Consider the following 21,214-nt stretch of genomic DNA (forward strand, 5'->3'; position numbering starts at 1 on the left):
ACGGCCCCTTTTTAAAAGCGCAATGGCGTTGCATCCGCAACGTCATTGCGAGCAGGGCCAGCGCCCACGACAGACCGTTTTATGCCGAGACCCGGGAAATTGCCTACATCCAAAAGCACTGCGTACCACAGCAGATGGTTTAGGACGTGTCGCCTTTTCCCACAAGTCTTTCAGGCATTACGCATTTACCAGCACGTCCACGACTCCTACCGTCGGGGCTGCTCGGCTTGCGGATCCTGCGGCATCGCATCGCAATGGAATGAGCTCAGTACTCCGGCTACGTCCCTGGAAGGACACCGGTCCACTGATAAACACCCCGAACGAGAGAGGGAGCGTCATGCGCCATACCTTGGTTTTATCCGCATTGCTGGCCGCGACATCCGCGGCGCAGGCCGCCGAAGGCAGCCTGGTGTTCTGTTCCGAAGGCAGCCCTGCCGGTTTCGACACCGCGCAGTACACCACCGCCACCGATAACGATGCCGCCGAACCGTTGTACAACCGCCTGGCCGAGTTTGAAAAAGGCGCGACCAATGTCGTACCGGGCCTTGCGACCCGATGGGATATTTCCGAAGACGGCCTGACGTACACCTTCCACCTGCGCGAAGGCGTGAAGTTCCATACCACCGACTACTTCACCCCGACCCGGGACTTCAACGCCGACGACGTGTTGTTCACCTTCAACCGCATGCTCGACCCGCAGCACCCGTTCCGCAAGGCCTACCCCACCGAGTTCCCGTACTTCAACGGCATGAGCCTGAACAAGAACATCGCCAAGGTCGAGAAAACCGGGCCGTTGACCGTGGTCATGACGCTCAACAGCGTGGACGCCGCGTTCATCCAGAACATCGCCATGAGTTTTGCCGCGATCCTGTCGGCCGAGTACGCCGACCAGTTGCTCAAGAGCGGCAAGCCGAGCGACATCAATCAGAAACCGATCGGCACCGGGCCGTTCGAGTTCAAGAGCTACCAGAAAGATTCCAACATCCGCTACGTCGCCAACACGCAATACTGGGCGCCGGAGCGGGTCAAGTTGAAGAACCTGATCTTCTCCATCAACACCGACCCTTCGGTGCGGGTGCAGAAGCTCAAGGCCAACGAGTGCCAGGTCACCCTGCATCCGCGCCCGGCCGATGTACCGGCGCTGAAGAACGACCCCAAGCTGCAACTGATCGAGAAGCCCGGCTTCAACCTCGGCTATATCGCCTACAACACCCGCCACAAACCGTTCGACCAGGTCGAAGTGCGGCGGGCACTGGACATGGCGGTGAACAAGCAAGGCATCCTCAATGCCGTGTACCAGGGTGCGGGGCAACTGGCGGTCAACGCCATGCCGCCGACCCAATGGTCCTACGACGACACCATCAAGGACGCCGCCTACGACCCGGAAAAAGCCAAGGAGTTGCTCAAGGCCGCCGGGGTCAAGGAAGGCACCGAGATCACCCTCTGGGCCATGCCCGTGCAACGCCCCTACAACCCCAACGCCAAGCTGATGGCCGAGATGCTCCAGGCAGACTGGGCCAAGATCGGCCTGAAGGTGAAGATCGTCAGCTACGAATGGGGCGAGTACATCAAGCGCACCAAGAACGGCGAGCACGACGTCAGCCTGATCGGCTGGACCGGCGACAACGGTGACCCGGACAACTGGCTGGGCACGCTGTACAGCTGCGACGCCATTGGCGGCAACAACTACTCCATGTGGTGTGACCAGGATTACGACAAGTTGATCAAGCAGGCCAAGGTCGTCACCGACCGTGACCAGCGCACCGTGCTCTACAAACAGGCCCAGCAGTTGCTCAAGCAGCAAGTTCCGATCACCCCTGTTGCCCACTCGACGGTCAACCAGCCGCTGAGTGCCAAAGTCGAAGGGTTCAAGGTCAGCCCCTTCGGTCGCAACGTGTTCTCGGGCGTCAGCCTGAACCCATAACCGATTAGCCATGCCACGAGGGCCCCCATGGGGGCTCTCGCGCAGGCGTCTTGCCTGAATTCGTCGATTTGGCGTCATGCAAACGTTTGCCAGGCATGAATGAGCTGTAAACCCAAGCCGTATCACCAAAAAAGACCGGCATAAATAAAGAAAGAAAAAAAGGAGCTTCACCCATGAAATTGAGCAGCACCGCGTTACTGGCCCTGGCCATCAGCAGCGTGACCGCGACGGCGTATGCCGAGTCGCAAAGCCAGGCGGTCACCCCGGTGACCCTCAAGACCAGCAGTGAACAAAGCGAAGCCAAGGGGTTCATCGATGGGCAATCAGTGACCGGGTCGACCCGTAACTGGTACGCCAACGAGCAATTCAAGCGGGGCGCGAAACTCACCTATCGCAAGAACGGCGAAGCCCGTGAAACCGACCGCCGTATCAACTGGTTGCAAGGCACCATCATCAAGTACAACTCGGGCTTCACCGAAGGCACCGTCGGCTTCAGCACCGAACTGGCCGCCTACAACGCCATCGCCCTGGACCAGGATCGCAAGGACCTGGCCTCCAACAATGGCGGCGCACCGACCACCCGTCCGGGCGCTGGCAACAACCGTACCCTGACCCGCGAAGGCGGCGACGCCGTCGGCCAGTGGAGCAAACTGGGCCTGGCCAACGTCAAGGCCCGCGTGTCGAACACCACCCTGACCGCCGGCCGCCAGAACTTCAGCAGCCCGATGGTCGACGTGATCGGCAACCGTGCCCTGCCCTCCAGCTTCCAGGGCGTGAGCCTGCACAGCGAGGAGTTCGAGAACCTCGGCTTCGACATCGCCACCTTCGACCGCAACTCGCCACGTACCGAAGAGAGCCTGCGCAAGTTCCGCTCCGAATACGGCGACAGCAGCGTTGAAACCGATCACGTCAACACCGCCGGTATCACCTACCAGCCTTTGGCCAGCCTGAAGACCAGCCTTTGGGCGACCCAGGCCGAAGACATGTGGAACCAGTACTACTTCGGCGCCACCCATGAACTGGGCGACAGCTCGGTGCTGAGCCTGACCACCGGCCTGAACTACTACAAGACCGTGGACTCGGGCAAAAGCAAACTGGGCGATATCGACAACGACACCTACTCCCTGTCGTTCGGCCTGACCCACCAGGCCCACAGCCTGACGTTCTCGTACCAGGAAGTGAACGGCAACGAGTACTTCGACTATCTGCATGAAACCAACGGCATCTACCTGGCCAACTCCCTGCTGTCGGACTTCAACGGCCCGAACGAGAAGTCCTTCCAGATCGCCTATGGCCTGAACATGGCTGAATACGGCGTGCCAGGCCTGAAGTTCAACATCTACCAGGCCCGCGGCTGGGGCATCGACGGCACCCACTACAACAGCACCGGCTACAGCGATGTGAAAGCGATGGACGGCGAGCACCACTACGAATACGGCGTCGGTGCTTCCTACGCCGTACAGAGTGGCCCGCTCAAGGCCACCGCGATCCGGGCGACCTACACTGCACACCGGGCCAGCGAAAACCAGGCCGACGGCAGCCTCAACGAGTTCCGCCTGGTGACCACCATCCCGTTCAACATTCTCTAACGCTCCACCGGGCGGTCGACTCACGAGGTCGGCCGTCCGGCTTTTGCCATTAACCGATTGCAGAGGATTGACGATGAACATGATTCCCCTACGTGCAGCCATCGCCGCTGCGCTGCTGAGCGTCGCCGTTGGCGCCACGGCCAAGCCCCTGGTGGTGTGCACAGAAGCCAGCCCGGAAGGCTTCGACATGGTCCAGTACACGACTGCAGTCACTGCCGATGCCGTGGCAGAAACCATTTTCAACCGCCTGGCCGACTTCAAGCCCGGCACCACCGAAGTGATTCCGGCCCTGGCCGAATCCTGGGACATCAGTGACGATGGCCTGACGTACACGTTCCATCTGCGCAAAGGCGTCAAGTTCCACACCACCGAATACTTCAAGCCGACCCGCGACATGAACGCCGACGACGTGGTCTGGAGCTTCCAGCGCCAGCTGGACCCGAATCACCCATGGCACAAACTGTCGAGCGTGGGCTTCCCCTACTTTGAAAGCATGGGCTTCAAAGAGCTGCTCAAAAGCGTCGAGAAAGTCGACGAACACACGGTCAAGTTCACCCTGACCCGCCGCGAAGCGCCGTTCCTGGCCGACATCGCCATGGCCTTCTCCTCGATCTACCCGGCCGAATACGCCGACCAGTTGCTCAAGGCCGGCAAGGCCGGCGACCTCAACAGCAAGCCGATTGGCACCGGGCCGTTCGTCTTCCAGCGCTACAACAAGGACGCCCAGGTGCGCTTCAAGGCCAACCCGGACTATTTCCGCGGCAAGCCGCCGGCCGATGCCCTGGTGCTGGCCATCGCCACCGACAACAACGTGCGCATGCAAAAGCTCAAGACCAATGAGTGCCAGGTCGCGCTGTACCCCAAACCCGATGACATCCCGAACATCAAGAAAGACCCGAACCTGAAGGTCACCGAGCTGGACGCGATGACCGTGTCCTACGTCGCCATGAACACCAGTCACAAGTACATGAGCGACGTGCGGGTGCGCCAGGCCATCGACCTGGCCTTCGACAAGGAAGCCTACGTCAATGCGCTGTTCGGCAAGGGCAACGCCACCGTGGCGGTCAACCCGTACCCGCCGACGCTGCTGGGCTTCAACCACGACCTGAAGAACCCGCCACGGGACCTGGACAAGGCTCGCCAGTTGCTCAAGGACGCCGGTGTACCGGAAGGCACCGTGTTCACCCTGTTCACCCGCAACGGCGGCGGCCCGACCAACCCCAACCCGATGCTCGGCGCGCAGATGATGCAGGCGGACCTGGCGAAGGTCGGGATCAAGGTCGACATTCGCGTGATGGAATGGGGCGAAATGCTCAAGCGCGCCAAAAATGGCGAGCACGACATGGTGTCCGCCGGATGGGCGGGCGACAACGGCGACCCGGATAACTTCCTGACGCCTATGCTCAGTTGCGAGGCGGCCAAGAACGGCGAAAACTATGCACGCTGGTGCAACGAGAAATTCCAGGCACTGATCGATCAGGCCCGCGCCTCGGTGAACCCTGAGGAGCGCATCAAGCTCTATGAACAGGCCCAGGTGATTTTCAACCAGGACCTGCCATGGATCAGCATGGCCCACACCCGCATGTTCACGGCAATGCGCAACAACGTAGAGGGCTATGTCATTAGCCCGCTCACCACCAACAACTTCGCCACCACCCAGGTGAAGTAGATAAGAAAACGCCCGGCATCGCTTACCAAGCGGCGCCGGGCACGCCTAACCGGCTGATGAGGTACACCTTAAGATGTTTAGTTTTATTGCCCGCCGACTGGGATTACTGATCCCCACGTTCTTCGGCATCACCCTGCTGACCTTCGCGTTGATTCGCATGATCCCCGGCGACCCCGTGGAAGTGATGATGGGCGAACGTCGGGTCGATCCCGAAATGCATGCTCAGGCAATGGAACGCCTTGGCCTCAACAAGCCGCTGTATGCCCAATACCTGGACTACATCGGCAAATTGGCCCACGGCGACCTCGGCGAATCGCTGCGCACCCGTGAAAGCGTCTGGACCGAGTTCAGCTCCCTGTTTCCCGCGACCCTGGAACTGTCCATGGCCGCCCTGTTGTTCGCCGGTATCCTGGGCCTGCTGGCCGGGGTGATCGCGGCACTCAAGCGAGGGTCCCTGTTCGACCACGGGGTGATGGGCGTCTCCCTGGCGGGCTATTCGATGCCGATCTTCTGGTGGGGCCTGATCCTGATCATGTTCTTCTCGGTGAGCCTGGGCTGGACCCCGGTGTCGGGCCGGATCGACCTGCTCTACGACATCGAGCCCAAAACCGGCTTCATGCTGATCGACACCCTGCTCGCCGATGAGCCGGGCGCCTTCCTCGATGCCCTGCACCACCTGATCCTGCCGGCCATCGTGCTGGGCACCATCCCGCTGGCGGTGATCGCCCGCATGACCCGCTCTTCGATGCTCGAAGTGCTGCGCGAGGACTACATCCGCACCGCCAAGGCCAAAGGCCTGTCGCCGTCGCGGGTGGTGTTCGTGCATGGCCTGCGCAACGCACTGATCCCGGTGCTGACCGTGGTCGGCCTGCAAGTCGGCACCCTGCTGGCCGGTGCGGTGCTGACCGAAACGATCTTCTCCTGGCCGGGTATCGGCAAGTGGCTGATCGAAGCCATCGGCGCCCGGGACTATCCCGTGGTGCAGAACGGCATCCTGTTAATCGCCTGCCTGGTGATTCTGGTCAACTTCGTCGTGGACATCCTCTACGGCTTTGCCAACCCACGCATCCGTCACCAGCGCTGAGATCAAATCCATGAGTACTCCAACTCCTTCGGTAGCAGTCGATCAAAGCCTGCTGTACCCGTCCCCGTACAAAGAATTCTGGCAGGCGTTTTCCCGTAACAAGGGCGCCGTGGCCGGGCTGCTGTTCATGATCCTGATCGTGTTCTGTGCGATCTTCGCGCCCTGGGTCGCACCCCATGACCCGAGCGAGCAGTACCGCGACTTCCTGCTGACGCCGCCGGCCTGGCTCGAAGGCGGCCAGATGCAGTTCCTGCTCGGCACCGACGAACTGGGTCGCGACCTGCTCTCGCGCCTGATCCAGGGCTCACGCCTGTCGCTGCTGATCGGCTTGTCGTCGGTGGTGATGTCGCTGATCCCGGGCATCCTGCTGGGCCTGTTCGCCGGGTTCTTCCCGCGCATCCTCGGCCCGACCATCATGCGCCTGATGGACATCATGCTGGCCCTGCCTTCGCTGCTGCTGGCCGTGGCGATCGTCGCCATCCTCGGCCCAGGCCTGATCAACACCGTGATCGCCATCGCCATCGTCTCGCTGCCGTCCTACGTGCGCCTGACCCGCGCAGCGGTGATGGGTGAACTGAACCGCGACTACGTGACCGCTGCCCGCCTGGCCGGTGCCGGCCTGCCGCGCCTGATGTTCATCACCGTGCTGCCCAACTGCATGGCGCCGCTGATCGTGCAGGCGACCTTGAGCTTTTCTTCGGCGATCCTCGACGCCGCCGCCCTGGGCTTCCTCGGCCTCGGCGTCCAGCCGCCGACCCCGGAGTGGGGCACCATGCTGGCCTCGGCCCGCGACTACATCGAACGCGCCTGGTGGGTCGTGAGCCTGCCTGGCCTGACCATTTTGCTCAGCGTGCTGGCAATCAACCTGATGGGCGACGGGCTGCGCGATGCGCTGGACCCGAAACTCAAGAATGCCGCCTGAGGAGATTCCCATGTCACTGTTAGAAATCAAGAATCTCAACGTCCGCTTTGGCGACGCCACGGCCGTGCCGGTGGTCGACGGCCTGGACCTGAGCGTGGAAAAAGGCGAAGTGCTGGCGATCGTCGGCGAGTCGGGCTCGGGTAAATCCGTGACCATGATGGCGCTGATGGGCCTGATCGAGCACCCCGGCATCGTCACCGCCGACGCGCTGAACTTCGACGGCAAGAACATGCTCAAGCTGAGCGCCCGCCAGCGTCGGCAGATCGTCGGCAAGGACCTGGCGATGGTCTTTCAGGATCCGATGACCGCGCTCAACCCCAGCTACACCGTGGGCTTCCAGATCGAAGAAGTGCTGCGCCTGCACCTGAAGATGTCCGGCAAGGCTGCCCGCAAGCGTGCCATCGAACTGCTGGAGAAAGTCGAGATCCCCGGCGCCGCCAGCCGCATGGACGCCTACCCCCATCAACTGTCCGGTGGCATGAGCCAACGCGTGGCCATTGCCATGGCCATTGCTGGCGAGCCAAAGCTGTTGATCGCCGACGAACCGACCACCGCCCTGGACGTGACCATCCAGGCGCAGATCATGGACCTGCTGCTGGCCCTGCAAAAAGAGCAGGACATGGGCCTGGTGCTGATCACCCACGACCTCGCCGTGGTGGCCGAGACCGCCCAGCGCGTCTGCGTGATGTACGCCGGCCAGGCCGTGGAAGTGGGCAAGGTGCCGGAGCTGTTCGACATCCCGGCGCACCCTTACAGCGAAGCGTTGCTGGCGGCGATTCCCGAGCACAGCATGGGCGCCGAGCGCCTGGCCACGCTGCCGGGCATCGTTCCCGGCCGCTATGACCGCCCGCAAGGCTGCCTGCTGTCGCCGCGTTGCCCCTACGTGCAGGAAAACTGCCGTCAACAGCGACCGGCCCTTGACCCGAAAACCGCCAGCCTCGCCCGCTGCTTCTACCCGTTGAACCAGGAGGTGGCGTGATGGCCGTCGTACTTACCGCCCGTGACCTGACCCGTCATTACGAAGTGTCCCGTGGCATGTTCAAGGGCCATGCGACCGTGCGCGCCCTCAACGGTGTGTCGTTCGAACTTGAGGCCGGCAAGACCCTGGCCGTGGTGGGCGAATCCGGTTGCGGCAAATCCACCCTCGCCCGGGCCCTGACGTTGATCGAGGAGCCGTCCTCTGGCTCCCTGAAGATCGCCGGCCAGGAAGTGGCCGGCGCCAACAAGGCCGAACGCAAGCAGTTGCGCAAAGACGTGCAGATGGTGTTCCAGAGCCCGTACGCGTCGCTCAACCCTCGGCAGAAAGTCGGCGACCAACTGGCTGAGCCGCTGCTCATCAACACCAGCCTGTCGGCCACCGAGCGTCGGGAAAAAGTCCAGGCCATGATGAAGCAGGTGGGTCTGCGCCCCGAGCACTACCAGCGCTACCCGCACATGTTCTCCGGCGGCCAGCGCCAGCGCATCGCCCTGGCCCGCGCCATGATGCTGCAACCCAAGGTGCTGGTGGCGGACGAACCGACCTCGGCGCTGGACGTCTCGATCCAGGCCCAGGTGCTGAACCTGTTCATGGACCTGCAGCAGGAATTCAACACCGCCTACGTGTTCATCTCCCACAACCTGGCGGTGGTCCAGCACGTGGCCGATGACGTGATGGTGATGTACCTCGGTCGTCCGGTGGAAATGGGGCCCAACGAAAACATCTACAGCCGCCCGCTGCACCCGTACACCCAGGCGCTGCTGTCGGCCACCCCGACCATCCACCCGGACCCGAACAAGCCCAAGATCAAGATCGTCGGCGAACTGCCCAACCCGCTCAACCCACCGCCCGGCTGCGCCTTCCACAAGCGCTGCCCGTATGCCACCGAGCGCTGCAAGACCGAAGAACCGGCCCTGCGTCCGCTCGATAACCGGCTGGTGGCGTGTCACTACGCCGAGCAGTTCCTCGACGGTGCGGCGTAGCGATATAGGCAACACGCACTGAACGTGGCGAGGGAGCTTGCTCCCGCTGGGTCGCGAAGCGGCCCTTTGGGGACTGCTGCACCCGAAGCGTCAGACCGGCCCAGCGGGAGCAAGCTCCCTCGCCACGTTTTTTTTGGAGGCGGCCTACGTCTGGCTGTCGCCCTCGTCGCCTTCATCACCGTCGTCAGTGTCCGGCTGGTCGATGGTCGAATCGTCATCGTCCTGATCGCCGGGCTCCTGGGTCGCGGCCAGCATCATGTCGCCCTGGCCAACCTGCCCGTTCCAGGCGTGTTGTTCGTGCTGGTCGCACTCCGCCCAAGCCGCCGACGAACCGAGGGACAACATCACCAATACCTTCAACAAAAACAACATGCGCAGCAGCGTGTTCATAGCCGATTCCTTCTTTCGCGGATGAAGCCAGGGCCTGACGGCTCAAGAAAATCCAATGCTGAACAGACCGGTTCACCCATTAGGACGCTCAGAGATGGCCAGAAATGCCGTCGATGGGCAGATTGGTTTCGAATAACGCTTATCTCGTCCAGTTATGACCCCTGCCCCTTGTGGCCCCTTGTGAGAGCGGGCTTGCTCGCGAAAGCGGTCTATCCGCCAACATCCCCTTTGAATGACGCACCGCCTTCGCGAGCAAGCCCGCTCCCACAGGGGCCCTGGCCCGGCATACGGGCAATAAAAAACCCCGCTGCGTTCACAGCGGGGTTTGGGTGGCAGGCCTTGACGCTTAGTGGTGCTCGCGCGTCGCTCGGAATTTCACATCCGGCCAGCGCTCTTCCATCAACGCCAGGTTGACCCGGGTCGGCGCCAGGTAGGTCAGGTGGCCACCGCCGTCCAGCGCGAGGTTTTCCACAGCCTTGTTGGAGAACTCCTCGAGCTTTTTCTTATCGCTGCAATCCACCCAGCGGGCGGAATAGACGGTGATCGGCTCGTAGGAGCACTCGACCTTGTATTCCTCCTTCAGGCGGCTGGCGACGACGTCGAACTGCAGCACGCCGACCGCGCCGAGGATGATGTCGTTACTGCGCTCCGGGAAGAACACCTGGGTGGCGCCCTCTTCGGCCAGTTGCTGCAAGCCTTGGCGCAGTTGCTTGGACTTGAGCGGGTCCTTCAGGCGCACGCGGCGGAACAGTTCCGGGGCGAAGTGCGGGATGCCGGTGAAGCCCAGGGCTTCGCCTTCGGTGAAGGTGTCGCCGATCTGGATGGTGCCGTGGTTGTGCAGGCCGATGATGTCACCGGCGAAGGCCTCTTCCAGTTGCTCGCGCTCCGAGGAGAAGAAGGTCAGGGCGTCGCCGATGCGCACGTCCTTGCCGGTGCGCACGTGGCGCATCTTCATGCCTTTTTCGTACTTGCCGGAGCAAATACGCATGAACGCGATGCGGTCGCGGTGCTTGGGGTCCATGTTCGCCTGGATCTTGAACACGAAGCCTGTGAACTTCTCTTCCACCGGCTCGACGGTGCGTTCGTTGGCGACCCGTGCCAGCGGGCGCGGGGCCCAGTCGACCACGGCGTCGAGGACATGGTCGACCCCGAAGTTGCCCAGGGCGGTGCCGAAGAACACCGGCGTCATCTGGCCGTCGATGAATGCCTGCTGGTCGAACTCATGGCAGGCGCCCTGCACCAGCTCCAGTTGCTCGATGAAACGCTCGTACTCGTCGCCCAAGTGGGCGCGGGCCTCGTCGGAGTCGAGCTTCTCGATGATCCGGGTTTCGGTGCGCTCATGCCCGTGGCCGGCGGTGTAGACGATGATGTAGTCGCCCGCCAGGTGGTACACGCCCTTGAAATCACGGTAGCAGCCGATCGGCCAGGTGATGGGTGCGGCCTTGATCTTGAGGACGGCTTCGATCTCGTCGAGCAGTTCGATCGGGTCGCGGATGTCGCGGTCGAGTTTGTTGATGAAGCTGACGATGGGTGTGTCCCGCAGGCGGCAGACGTCCATCAACGCGATGGTCCGTGGCTCGACGCCCTTACCGCCGTCGAGGACCATCAGCGCCGAGTCCACGGCCGTCAGGGTGCGGTAGGTGTCTTCGGAGAAGTCTTCGTGGCCCGGGGTGTCGAGCAGGTTGATCATGTGATCGCGATACGGGAACTGCATGACCGACGTGGTAATGGAGATACCCCGTTGTTTTTCCATTTCCATCCAGTCGGAGGTGGCATGGCGGTCGGACTTGCGCGACTTCACCGTGCCGGCGACCGCAATCGCCTTGCCCATCAGCAAGAGCTTTTCGGTGATGGTGGTCTTACCGGCATCGGGGTGGGAAATAATGGCGAAAGTGCGGCGTTTCGCGACTTCGGCGGCCTGTTTGGTCATGGGAAATCGCCTGGCTGGTGACAAAAAAGGGCGGCGATTATAGCTCAACTTGTGCCAGGAACCGAACCGTTGAGCGCATCCCTGTGGGCCCGATCTTTCCCGACCTGGGAACCTTTTGCCCGGCGCAGACGTCCACCCCCCTGCGACAGCTTTTCGTCAGGGCCTGGAAAATCAGCAAGTTAGCCTGACGAAGCTGCGCCCATGGCTCCCGTGACGTGCCGCTGGCCGGCATCGACAAGAGCTGCTTCCCGCGAACGCTTTCCCGGCCGCCAATGAAGGTACGCCGCCCGGGAACGCGTGCGCCGACTGAAAGACAAAGGAGTCCGCCTGTGGCTATCCGCTATGGCAAAGGGCTGATGGGAGGTGCGGTCGTCGTCGCCCTCCTGGCCCTGTTGGTCCACTGGATCGGCATCGATACGATCCAGCACTACCGCGACGATTTGCTGTTCTACCTGCAAGCCCACCTGATGCTGGTGGTCGCTTCCATGCTCGCGGCCCTGATCGTGGGCATCCCCGCCGGCATCGCCCTCAGCCGCCCTGGCATGGTCGGGCGCGCCGAACGCTTCATGCAAGTGTTCAACATCGGCAACACCGTTCCGCCCCTGGCCGTACTGGCCATCGCCCTGGGCATCCTCGGCATCGGCAGCGGGCCCGCGATCTTCGCCCTGTTCCTCGCCTCGCTGCTGCCCATCGTGCGCAACACCTATGAAGGCCTGAAGAACGTCCAGGGCTCCCTCAAGGAAGCCGCCGTCGGCATCGGCATGACCCCGCGCCAGGTGCTGTGGAAGGTCGAGTTGCCCAATGCCGTGCCCATCATCGTCGGCGGCGTGCGCGTGGCCCTGGCGATCAACGTCGGTACCGCCCCACTGGCGTTCCTGATCGGTGCCAACAGCCTCGGCAGCCTGATCTTCCCCGGCATCGCCTTGAACAACCAGCCGCAGTTGTTGCTCGGCGCGGCCTGCACCGCCCTGCTGGCGCTGCTGCTCGATGGCCTGGTGACACTGGCCAGCCGACTCTGGCTGGAGCGCGGTTTGCGTGCGTCCTGAAGCCGCTGGATAAAGGAATCATCATGAAGAAGTTGAGCTTGATACTGGGCTGCGCCCTGTTGCTGGCCGGGTTCGCCCAAGCGGCGGAAAAACCGGTGATCCGCCTTGGCGCGCGGGTGTTCACCGAACAGACGCTGCTGGCGGAAATCACCGCGCAATACCTGCGCAGCAAAGGCTACGACGCGCAGATCACCGGCGGCCTGGGCAGCAACCTGGCCCGCAGCGCCCATGAAACCGGACAACTGGACCTGCTCTGGGAGTACACCGGCGTGTCGCTGGTGGCCTACAACCACGTCACGGAAAAACTCGACAGCGCCCAGTCCTACGCCCGGGTAAAAGAACTCGACGCAAAAAAAGGCCTGGCCTGGCTGGCACCGTCGAAGTTCAGCAACACCTACGCCCTGGCCCTGCCGGAAAAAATCGCTCGCCAGTACCCGCAGATCAACAACATCAGCCAGTTGAACACGGTGTTGCAGGCCGAATCGCAGGAGAACCACCTGGTGGCGCTGGACACCGAGTTCGCCAACCGCTCCGATGGCCTGGCAGGCATGGTCGAACAGTACGGCATGAACCTGACCCGCAAGAACATCCGCCAGATGGACGCAGGGCTGGTCTACACCGCCCTGCGCAACGGCCAGGTGTTCGCCGGCCTGGTGTACACCACTGACGGGCGGCTGAACGCGTTCAAGCTGAAGTTGCTCGAAGACGACAAGCACTACTTCCCCGACTACACCGCCGCGCCGGTGGTGCGCCAGGCATTCCTCGACGCCCACCCGCAACTGGCCGAGCAACTCAAGCCCCTGGCGGCGCTGTTCGACGACGAAACCATGCGTCAGCTCAACGCCCGGGTCGACGTCGACCACCAAAGCCCTTCCACCGTTGCCGCCGATTTCCTGCGCCAGCACCCCATCCCCTGAGGAGGAAAAGCCATGGAACTGTTGAACGCCTTTTCCCATCTCGATTGGCAGCAAGTGATGCACCTGACCTGGCAGCACGTCACGCTGGTGGGCATCGCCGTGAGCCTGGCGATTTTCATCGGGGTGCCGCTGGGCATTTTCATGACCCGTTTCCCGGCGCTGGCCGGTCCGTTGCAAGCCAGCGCGACGGTGCTGCTGACGATCCCGTCGATTGCGCTGTTCGGCCTGTTGCTGCCGTTCTACTCCAAGTTCGGCCAGGGCCTGGGGCCGATGCCGGCGATCACCGCCGTGTTCCTGTATTCCCTCTTGCCGATCATGCGCAACACCTACCTGGCCCTCACCGGTGTCGAACCGGGCATCCGTGAAGCCGCCCGCGGCATCGGCATGACCTTCGGCCAGCGCCTGCGCATGGTCGAGTTGCCCATCGCCGTGCCGGTGATCCTGGCTGGCGTGCGCACCGCCGTGGTCATGAACATCGGCGTCATGACCATCGCCGCCACCATCGGTGCCGGTGGCCTGGGCGTGCTCATCCTCGCTTCCATCAGCCGCAGCGACATGTCGATGCTGATCGTCGGCGCCGTGCTGGTCAGCCTCCTGGCCATCTTCGCCGACCTGCTCCTGCAATGGCTGCAACGCTCGCTGACACCAAAAGGATTAACCAAATGATCGAACTTCAAAACCTCAGCAAAACCTTCAAGAGCAACGGCAAGGATGTGAAGGCCGTGGACTCGGTGAACCTGACCGTCAACGAAGGCGAGATCTGCGTGTTCCTCGGGCCATCGGGGTGCGGCAAGAGCACCACGCTGAAGATGATCAACCGCCTGATCCCGCCCACCTCGGGCAAGGTGCTGATCAACGGCGAAGACACCACCGGGCTCGACGAGGTGACCCTGCGCCGCAACATCGGCTATGTGATCCAGCAGATCGGCCTGTTCCCGAACATGACCATCGAGGAAAACATCGTGGTGGTGCCCAAGCTGCTCGGCTGGGACAAGCAGAAATGCCACGACCGCGCCCGCGAGCTGATGAGCATGATCAAACTCGAACCCAAGCAGTACCTGCACCGCTACCCGCGGGAACTGTCGGGCGGCCAGCAACAACGGATCGGCGTGATCCGAGCCCTGGCGGCCGATGCACCGCTGTTGCTGATGGACGAGCCCTTCGGCGCGGTGGACCCGATCAACCGCGAGATGATCCAGAACGAGTTCTTCGAGATGCAACGGGCGCTGAACAAGACCGTGATCATGGTCAGCCACGACATCGACGAAGCCATCAAGCTGGGCGACAAGATCGCGATTTTCCGCGCTGGCAAGCTGATCCAGTGCGATCACCCGGATACGCTGCTGGCGCACCCGGCCGATGACTTTGTCAGCAACTTCGTTGGCCAGGACAGCACCCTCAAGCGACTGCTGCTGGTCAAGGCCGAGGACGCGGCCGACAACGCCCCGTCGGTGAGCCCGGAAACCCCGGTGGCCGAGGCGCTGGAATTGATGGACGAACATGACCGACGCCACGTGGTGGTGACCTGCGCCCAGAACAAGGCGCTGGGCTATGTGCGCCGCCGTGACCTGCACCGCCAGACCGGCACCTGCGCGCAGTTCCTGCGCGAGTTCAACGCCACGGCGGCCTACGACGAACACTTGCGGATCCTGCTGTCGCGCATGTACGAGTTCAACCGCTCGTGGCTGCCGGTGATGGACGCCGAACGGGTCTTCCTCGGCGAGGTGACCCAGGAATCCATCGCCGAATACCTGAGCTCCGGACGCTCGCGTGGCGGCAAGACCAGCATCGTCTCGCCAGCCGAAGTGGCAGCCGGCTGAGCGTTACAGCGAAACCCTGAGGACCCGGGAAAACAGCCACTGCGGGCTCAGGTTGGTGAAGACCGAGTAGTTGATCAACACCGTTCTTCCTCGGTTTTGCGCCACCCAGGCCGGGTCGAGCACGAAGCGATTGGCCTGGCCGGCGGTGACGAGTTGGTTGCCCGTTTCGAGGATGGTCTGTCCCATGGCCCGTACGCGTAGCGTCGAGCCCACTGGGGCGGGTGAATAGATGATCACCGTGCCGGCCGAATAACCGGGCGCTGGAAGGTCCAGGGCCTGGGGATCAATGGCCAGGTACAACACAGCGGACGTCTGGAGTTCGCCGACGCCACCTTTCTTGACGGTGTAGCTCACCGGCACCGTCAGCCCGACGCTGTCGACCACTTCGGGACGGGGTATCAACACCTGCTTGTCGGCAGGCAGGTCGCCATAGCGCACCGGTGGGCTGCTGTACGGCACCCGCCCTCGCCACTGCACGCTTACCGTATCGGCAGCCTCCAGGCCACTGAGCGGCAATTGCACGGCGAGGTAATCGTCCCGGTAGATATTCTTGATACTCAAGCGCTCGCCCGTGGCTGAACTGTAGGCCTTGGGCACGCCGGGCGCGCCCCACGCGGTGACCGGCACCACCGGGTTGATAGCCTGGTCGGCACTGACGTATTGAAAGCTGAAATGCTCCTTTGGACCGGGCGGCAGTGTCACCCGGACAATGGGGACGAACAGCCCCTGGGTCCGTTCGAAGTATTTCTTCTGGTCGGTCCTGGCAGCCTCCAGATCGTTGGAGCCCGAGATCCAGAAAAACGCCTGGATGGGCAACGGGGTCGGATTTTTTTCCGGCCACGCCTCGATTCGAAGTTCGTTGTGGTTCTTGAAGTTGAAATCGGCGCCACCGGCCTCGAGTTCAACGTCCTTTCGCACTTGCAAGCCGGCATTGAAGTTGGCGGTGGCTTGCTCATTCAACCCATCATTGACCATCCACGCACAACTGGCGGGGTTGCCGTAGGCCACCTTGCGAAAATGCGCCAGCCAGGCCTTGGCGGTGAAAATATTCTGTTCATTGCAGGGCTTGCTCTGTGGGTAGACGAACTGCGTGATGCTGTCCCGGCAACCGTAGGCCCCTGGTTTGCTGCGGTAAAGGGTGGCGCCGTCGTAAGGGAAGTAGCAGATGACCGATGGCTTGACCTTACCCGGCGGCGTCTGGAGGATGGGGTAAAAGATATAGCCATGCTTGGCGTCGTTGGTGCCCCAGGGCGCAGCGCCAAACCGGGCATCGGCGCGCAGGTAGGAAAACGAAACGGCCCCGGTCATCCTGGAAAACTCGCTATGGTCCCAAGGGTCGAAGTTGCCCGCGTAGGTCGTGCGTGCCACCACCCCCGAGCATAGAAAGGCCGGTGCCGTCGGCGAACCGCAGTTGAGCGCCGTATCGTAGTAACGGCGGGTCAAGTCGGCGGCCGTCTCTTCGCCCGATTGCAGGGCCGCGCCCGTGAGCGTTTCAGCAAGGGACTGCAACGAGATAATCATGCACCCCGTCAAAAAGAACAGCTTTACCGATTTTTTGCGGCTGAGATTCGCCATGCTCGTCACCTGGAAGGCCGGTCATCACCCAGGCCAGGCCGTCTGCCCTTCACAGAGGCGGGTCAGACAGCCTGGCCCCTGCGTTCAATGCGGATTACATCTGTTGTCACCCGGCAACTTCATGATCACGTCATGGGCCACGTAGGGACGGGCGGGCTCAAGGCTCCAGGTGGGCTTGTTCTCGGCGATGTCCGGGGAATCGAGGTGGCAGGCCAGTTGGCGGCGCATGCTGCTGCCCATGTTGTCGAAATTCCAATCCTTGCGATTGGGATCGAGCGCCGCAGCCTTGATCGCCAACTCGGCCAACACCACATTGGTTTTCCCGACACCGGCTTTTCTGCCACACGCCGTGGGCGTGATCTTGAGCGAGGAGATAGTTCCCAACACCGGCTCTACATAGTTGTTATCCCATTCGAGTTTTTCGATGTAGTTATCACAAGAACGGCTGTCCGCGGGGGCGGGTATCTGTTGATCGACCGGGTAGTAGGCAAATTTCGCGTCTTCGCCGATAGAACGAGGAAATTGAACCTTGATGATCGGCTTCCAGGCATTACCCTGCTCCACCCAACGGCGTTGGTCATCACGGGCGAAGTCGCGGGCGGTATAAGACCGGGTCGTTCTGTCGATGTAATCCACGCCACTTTCATAAATGAACGCGGCGATGGGAAGTTCCAGGCGCGTGGCTTTTGCTGAATCGCTGTCACTGGCGACAGGCGCGTCGAACTTCTTGCGGTCCTGGCTGCTCCAGTCCCTGTTCCAGTACTTGTTATCCGGCCAGGTTTCGATTCGTAACTCGGACTGGGTGTTTATCGCATCGCCCTGCTCCTCCGGGTCCTTGGCCAGCACCTTGCGAGCCTCGACAAAGGTGTTGAATGCGTCGGCCTTGTTATAGCTGCCGAAGTAATCCCGAGTCGTATCGAAACCGCATTGGAAACGGTGGGCTTTCGTCACCTCGGGGTCCTGGGTCTGGCGATCGTAGTGTTCCATCCAGGCCTTGGGGTTGCTGATGCTCAGCTTCTGGCAGTAGTCCTCGACGACGCCCAGGGTGTTGCCATTCTCCTGGTAATCACCGCAACCGTTGTTGTTCCGATAATTGGTCCAGGAGTCGATGACAAACGCGCAGAGTACTTTGATCTTGAACTGGGTCTTGTCGTCCACGAAATCATTGGGCGTCAACGCAAAGCCGTTGTAGCGGAGCATTCCCAAGCCGTTGAACTCAACGTCCTTCCTCAAGTAGGAAACCGATGTGCCACCGGCCGAAAGACCACTTCCGCCGGCTTCAACACTGTGTGAAAACGGACTGGCATCCCAGGGTAAATAACTTTGTTTACTGGCGATCCCGCGAAGTATCAGACCTGAACAATCGGACGCCAACCTGCCGCTGCCACAATCGCGAGCGGTCAATCGATACCAGTACTCCATCAACTTCGCCGTGTCCGTTCCCGGGTCGGCCTGTGACAAGCCGCAACTGGTGAAGAGTCCGATCATTAAAGATGCGTTCAAGATGACCCGATACTTGCGCATGTCCCTCTCCTGGAGTTCTCTACATCGCAAAATCCGCAGTGATTCAAGGCACGATTCAATACGCCGAGCGCCGGATATAAGCCGGCATCCGCAGCATTAAAATCATGAAGAACGACTGTCTGGATTTGAGTATTCGGTAATCCTGGGTGGGTGCCTACTGTCAGAAGTTACAGTCAATCGAGGTTAATTAAACGTTTTCCTCATAACAGGCGGGGCATTGATCAACAAATGAGCTACGCCTGTCCCTGTAGCCAGGAGCCTGCTCCCGCTCGGTTGCGTAATGACCACCTTTTGGGGCCGCTATGCACCTCAGCGCGAGTAAGCGCGCTCGCCCCACACAGACCCCAAACCTCGAACCTGTATCGCAGCGAGCGCCGTCATTGACCGATCCAGGGGAACATCAATCTGTCATGCAGGTCGGTTACATCAGGAGCTGTCGCCGCCCGCACGACGGATGTGTGCAAAAACGCGACATTTTTAGTTGATCTCAGGCCCCTCACGCCCTAAAGTTCGCGCCGAACGTCCATGCTGGAAACGATCCATCCGGCTCAAGTACTGACGACGAGACAGCAAGGCCAAGGGCATCCCGCAGCCCATGGCCTTTTTGCTTTCGGCGGCAATGCCTTGGGAAGTAGGCGAACCAAAGTGGGGATACGGAGGACGTTCACGAAGGCTACCCGGCCTTCACACCCATTGATCCTGATGTTTGCCAGTAGGAGTCCCAAGTATGTCGATCCAGGTCGAAGATTATTTCGCGCGCGAAACTTTCCAGAAGATGAAAGCGTTCGCCGACAAGCAGGAAACCCCGTTCGTGGTGATCGACACCGCGATGATTGCCCAGGCCTACGACGACTTGCGCGCCGGTTTCGAGTTCGCCAAGGTCTACTACGCCGTGAAGGCCAACCCGGCGGTGGAAATCATCGACCTGCTCAAGGAAAAAGGCTCGAACTTCGACATCGCCTCGATCTATGAGCTGGACAAGGTCCTGAGCCGCGGCGTCACGCCAGACCAGATCAGCTACGGCAACACCATCAAGAAATCCAAGGACATCCGCTACTTCTACGAGAAGGGCGTGCGCCTGTATGCCACCGACTCCGAAGCCGACCTGCGCAACATCGCCAAGGCCGCGCCGGGCTCGAAAGTCTATGTGCGCATCCTCACCGAAGGCTCGACCACGGCTGATTGGCCGCTGTCGCGCAAATTCGGCTGCCAGACCGACATGGCCATGGACCTGCTGATCCTGGCCCGCGACCTGGGCCTGGTGCCCTACGGCATTTCGTTCCACGTCGGCTCGCAACAGCGCGACATCAGCGTCTGGGACGCCGCGATCGCCAAGGTCAAGGTCATCTTCGAGCGTCTCAAGGAAGAAGACGGCATCGTGCTCAAGCTGATCAACATGGGCGGTGGCTTCCCGGCCAACTACATCACCCGCACCAACAGCCTGGAAACCTACGCCGAAGAAATCATTCGCTTCCTCAAGGAAGACTTCGGCGACGACCTGCCGGAAATCATCCTGGAACCGGGCCGTTCGTTGATTGCCAACGCCGGCATCCTGGTCAGCGAAGTGGTGCTGGTGGCGCGTAAATCGCGCACCGCCGTCGAGCGTTGGGTGTACACCGACGTGGGCAAGTTCTCCGGCCTGATCGAAACCATGGACGAAGCCATCAAGTTCCCGATCTGGACCGAGAAGAAAGGCGAGATGGAAGAAGTGGTCATCGCCGGCCCGACCTGCGACAGCGCCGACATCATGTATGAGAACTACAAGTACGGCTTGCCGCTGAACCTGGCCATCGGTGATCGCCTGTACTGGCTGTCGACCGGTGCCTACACCACCAGCTACAGCGCGGTGGAATTCAATGGCTTCCCGCCGCTGAAATCCTTCTACGTATAAATCGACGCCCGTCAGAACGTTCCCACGCGCCTGCGTGGGAACGGTCAATCACCCCGCCTCCACTCGCAACGGCATCGCTCGCAAGGCGTGGGCCATCGCCCTCAATTGCGCCAGCGGATAGGCCAACTGAGCGAACGAAGCCCTAGCCCGGCGCAGGCTCTGCTGTCGATCATGGGTTTGCAGCTCGAGCTTCACCTGGGTCAGGAAATACCCCAGGCGATGGCACAGGTCGGCAATGTTGTTGGCCGCCGATGTCGAGCGCACATAAAGCCCGTTCAACGCTTTCAGGTGTGCTTGCGCCAATGCCTTGCGCTGCGCCTGGGAATGCTGTGCGCCCGGATCGTACTGCATGCCGGGCAGGCTGATCCACCCCAAGGCGTAGTAGACCTCGATCTTGGGCACCGGCCCATGACAGGCACAGAGCCTGAGCATCAACGAATCGATGAAACGCACGAAAAGACTGTGGATGGTCTGTGAGACGCTCACGATCAACGCCTTGAGGCGAGCCCCCGCGGCCACACATTCATCCAGCCGCCGACAGAGGTTGTCGATCAGTTGCATGACGCTGGCGGTGCGATTGCTCCCCTGTGCACCAACGTTGACCGGCGAGAAGCGCGACGGGTCGAGGTCGCCGAGCAACGGGGGATCGGTCGCCAGCATGGCATCCCGGGCCACCTGCTCGAACTCTGCCACGAAGGTGGCGGTTTTTTCGACCAGCCGATGCACCATGAAACCCAACGACGGGACCACACAGACAATCGCGTTCCAACGGTTTTCATTGTCCGTCGCGGCGCGGGTCAGTGCCTGCGCATCGGGGGGTGTCAGCAACACATGCCCCGAGCGGCGGAACAGACCGGAGAACTGCTCGATTTCCGCCAGGCTGCACGGCAGCTCGCTCAGGAAACCGATGTATTCGCCCAACGCCGAGAAGTGTTTCTCATCCAACAAAAAATCGACCATGATCCCTCGCCTCC

At 61.6% G+C, this 21,214-nt stretch carries 17 protein-coding genes; 12 read left to right on the forward strand and 5 right to left on the reverse strand.

Translation table 11 applies throughout. The annotated features are described in order from the left end of the window. Positions 1-337: 337 nt before the first annotated feature. The 7 genes from AD664_RS07195 to AD664_RS07225 all read left to right on the forward strand — a co-directional run bounded on the left by AD664_RS07195 (position 338) and on the right by AD664_RS07225 (position 9,147). Positions 338-1,924 (forward strand): ABC transporter substrate-binding protein, encoded by a 1,587-nt coding sequence (locus AD664_RS07195; RefSeq protein ID WP_053145583.1) that lies wholly within the window; start codon positions 338-340, stop codon positions 1,922-1,924. Positions 1,925-2,097: 173 nt separating this feature from the next. Then, positions 2,098-3,513, forward strand: coding sequence for an OprD family porin (locus AD664_RS07200; protein ID WP_047738316.1), 1,416 nt, complete (start codon positions 2,098-2,100; stop codon positions 3,511-3,513). A gap of 73 nt (positions 3,514-3,586) precedes the next feature. Further along, positions 3,587-5,182, forward strand: coding sequence for an ABC transporter substrate-binding protein (locus tag AD664_RS07205; RefSeq protein WP_042732217.1), 1,596 nt, complete (start codon positions 3,587-3,589; stop codon positions 5,180-5,182). A 73-nt stretch (positions 5,183-5,255) separates the two neighbouring features. After that, on the forward strand, positions 5,256-6,266 hold the full coding sequence (locus AD664_RS07210) for an ABC transporter permease subunit (RefSeq protein ID WP_053145585.1): 1,011 nt from the start codon (positions 5,256-5,258) through the stop codon (positions 6,264-6,266). Positions 6,267-6,276: 10 nt separating this feature from the next. Beyond that, positions 6,277-7,188 (forward strand): ABC transporter permease subunit, encoded by a 912-nt coding sequence (locus AD664_RS07215; protein ID WP_042732218.1) that lies wholly within the window; start codon positions 6,277-6,279, stop codon positions 7,186-7,188. A gap of 10 nt (positions 7,189-7,198) precedes the next feature. Beyond that, positions 7,199-8,167 carry an ABC transporter ATP-binding protein gene (locus tag AD664_RS07220; RefSeq protein WP_042732219.1) on the forward strand — a complete coding sequence of 323 codons (969 nt, stop codon included), beginning with the start codon at positions 7,199-7,201 and terminating at the stop codon, positions 8,165-8,167. Beyond that, positions 8,167-9,147 (forward strand): peptide ABC transporter ATP-binding protein, encoded by a 981-nt coding sequence (locus AD664_RS07225; RefSeq protein WP_042732220.1) that lies wholly within the window; start codon positions 8,167-8,169, stop codon positions 9,145-9,147. The genes AD664_RS07220 and AD664_RS07225 overlap by 1 nt, the downstream gene beginning before the upstream one ends. Before the next feature lie 144 nt (positions 9,148-9,291). Here the strand turns inward: AD664_RS07225 and AD664_RS07230 are convergent, their stop codons facing one another. Then, complete coding sequence (locus AD664_RS07230; protein WP_053145587.1) at positions 9,292-9,537, reverse strand: hypothetical protein; 246 nt, start codon at positions 9,535-9,537, stop codon at positions 9,292-9,294. A 346-nt stretch (positions 9,538-9,883) separates the two neighbouring features. Further along, positions 9,884-11,467, reverse strand: coding sequence for a peptide chain release factor 3 (locus AD664_RS07235; protein ID WP_042731846.1), 1,584 nt, complete (start codon positions 11,465-11,467; stop codon positions 9,884-9,886). A 356-nt stretch (positions 11,468-11,823) separates the two neighbouring features. On the opposite strand from AD664_RS07235, the gene AD664_RS07240 reads away from it, so the two are divergent. The 4 genes from AD664_RS07240 to AD664_RS07255 are packed head-to-tail and all read left to right on the forward strand — an operon-like array spanning position 11,824 to position 15,250. Then, positions 11,824-12,513 carry an ABC transporter permease gene (locus AD664_RS07240; protein ID WP_172679704.1) on the forward strand — a complete coding sequence of 230 codons (690 nt, stop codon included), beginning with the start codon at positions 11,824-11,826 and terminating at the stop codon, positions 12,511-12,513. A 23-nt stretch (positions 12,514-12,536) separates the two neighbouring features. Beyond that, the gene (locus tag AD664_RS07245; protein WP_047738336.1) at positions 12,537-13,430 is read left to right on the forward strand and encodes a glycine betaine ABC transporter substrate-binding protein; all 894 of its coding nucleotides are present in this window, start codon (positions 12,537-12,539) and stop codon (positions 13,428-13,430) included. A 12-nt stretch (positions 13,431-13,442) separates the two neighbouring features. After that, positions 13,443-14,096: an ABC transporter permease gene (locus AD664_RS07250; RefSeq protein WP_053145590.1), complete on the forward strand. Its 654-nt coding sequence runs from the start codon at positions 13,443-13,445 to the stop codon at positions 14,094-14,096. Continuing rightward, the gene (locus tag AD664_RS07255) at positions 14,093-15,250 is read left to right on the forward strand and encodes a betaine/proline/choline family ABC transporter ATP-binding protein (RefSeq protein ID WP_042731842.1); all 1,158 of its coding nucleotides are present in this window, start codon (positions 14,093-14,095) and stop codon (positions 15,248-15,250) included. Before AD664_RS07250 ends, AD664_RS07255 begins: the two co-directional genes overlap by 4 nt. Positions 15,251-15,253: 3 nt before the next feature. On the opposite strand, the gene AD664_RS07260 is transcribed toward AD664_RS07255, so the two are convergent. Together AD664_RS07260 and AD664_RS07265 are read right to left on the reverse strand one after the other, a co-directional pair. Then, complete coding sequence (locus AD664_RS07260) at positions 15,254-16,771, reverse strand: hypothetical protein (RefSeq protein WP_157061550.1); 1,518 nt, start codon at positions 16,769-16,771, stop codon at positions 15,254-15,256. 138 nt (positions 16,772-16,909) lie between these two features. Then, positions 16,910-18,349 carry a DUF2599 domain-containing protein gene (locus tag AD664_RS07265; RefSeq protein ID WP_053145594.1) on the reverse strand — a complete coding sequence of 480 codons (1,440 nt, stop codon included), beginning with the start codon at positions 18,347-18,349 and terminating at the stop codon, positions 16,910-16,912. Positions 18,350-19,076: 727 nt separating this feature from the next. On the opposite strand from AD664_RS07265, the gene AD664_RS07270 reads away from it, so the two are divergent. Further along, a complete protein-coding gene (locus AD664_RS07270; protein ID WP_042732281.1) occupies positions 19,077-20,240 on the forward strand; it encodes a type III PLP-dependent enzyme in 1,164 nt (387 codons plus the stop codon). Between the two features lie 48 nt (positions 20,241-20,288). Here the strand turns inward: AD664_RS07270 and AD664_RS07275 are convergent, their stop codons facing one another. Next, on the reverse strand, positions 20,289-21,200 hold the full coding sequence (locus AD664_RS07275) for a hypothetical protein (protein WP_053145596.1): 912 nt from the start codon (positions 21,198-21,200) through the stop codon (positions 20,289-20,291). Positions 21,201-21,214: the final 14 nt, after the last annotated feature.

It is taken from the genome of Pseudomonas sp. P97.38, assembly GCF_001269745.1.
GTDB lineage: Bacteria > Pseudomonadota > Gammaproteobacteria > Pseudomonadales > Pseudomonadaceae > Aquipseudomonas > Aquipseudomonas chlororaphis_E.

Bases quoted from the DNA above. Each gene is read 5' to 3' on its own strand.
- AD664_RS07195 (WP_053145583.1), top strand. From the start codon at position 338: ATGCGCCATACCTTGGTTTTATCCGCATTGCTGGCCGCGACATCCGCG.
- AD664_RS07200 (WP_047738316.1), top strand. From the start codon at position 2,098: ATGAAATTGAGCAGCACCGCGTTACTGGCCCTGGCCATCAGCAGCGTG.
- AD664_RS07205 (WP_042732217.1), top strand. From the start codon at position 3,587: ATGAACATGATTCCCCTACGTGCAGCCATCGCCGCTGCGCTGCTGAGC.
- AD664_RS07210 (WP_053145585.1), top strand. From the start codon at position 5,256: ATGTTTAGTTTTATTGCCCGCCGACTGGGATTACTGATCCCCACGTTC.
- AD664_RS07215 (WP_042732218.1), top strand. From the start codon at position 6,277: ATGAGTACTCCAACTCCTTCGGTAGCAGTCGATCAAAGCCTGCTGTAC.
- AD664_RS07220 (WP_042732219.1), top strand. From the start codon at position 7,199: ATGTCACTGTTAGAAATCAAGAATCTCAACGTCCGCTTTGGCGACGCC.
- AD664_RS07225 (WP_042732220.1), top strand. From the start codon at position 8,167: ATGGCCGTCGTACTTACCGCCCGTGACCTGACCCGTCATTACGAAGTG.
- AD664_RS07230 (WP_053145587.1), bottom strand. From the start codon at position 9,537: ATGAACACGCTGCTGCGCATGTTGTTTTTGTTGAAGGTATTGGTGATG.
- AD664_RS07235 (WP_042731846.1), bottom strand. From the start codon at position 11,467: ATGACCAAACAGGCCGCCGAAGTCGCGAAACGCCGCACTTTCGCCATT.
- AD664_RS07240 (WP_172679704.1), top strand. From the start codon at position 11,824: ATGGGAGGTGCGGTCGTCGTCGCCCTCCTGGCCCTGTTGGTCCACTGG.
- AD664_RS07245 (WP_047738336.1), top strand. From the start codon at position 12,537: ATGAAGAAGTTGAGCTTGATACTGGGCTGCGCCCTGTTGCTGGCCGGG.
- AD664_RS07250 (WP_053145590.1), top strand. From the start codon at position 13,443: ATGGAACTGTTGAACGCCTTTTCCCATCTCGATTGGCAGCAAGTGATG.
- AD664_RS07255 (WP_042731842.1), top strand. From the start codon at position 14,093: ATGATCGAACTTCAAAACCTCAGCAAAACCTTCAAGAGCAACGGCAAG.
- AD664_RS07260 (WP_157061550.1), bottom strand. From the start codon at position 16,771: ATGATTATCTCGTTGCAGTCCCTTGCTGAAACGCTCACGGGCGCGGCC.
- AD664_RS07265 (WP_053145594.1), bottom strand. From the start codon at position 18,349: ATGCGCAAGTATCGGGTCATCTTGAACGCATCTTTAATGATCGGACTC.
- AD664_RS07270 (WP_042732281.1), top strand. From the start codon at position 19,077: ATGTCGATCCAGGTCGAAGATTATTTCGCGCGCGAAACTTTCCAGAAG.
- AD664_RS07275 (WP_053145596.1), bottom strand. From the start codon at position 21,200: ATGGTCGATTTTTTGTTGGATGAGAAACACTTCTCGGCGTTGGGCGAA.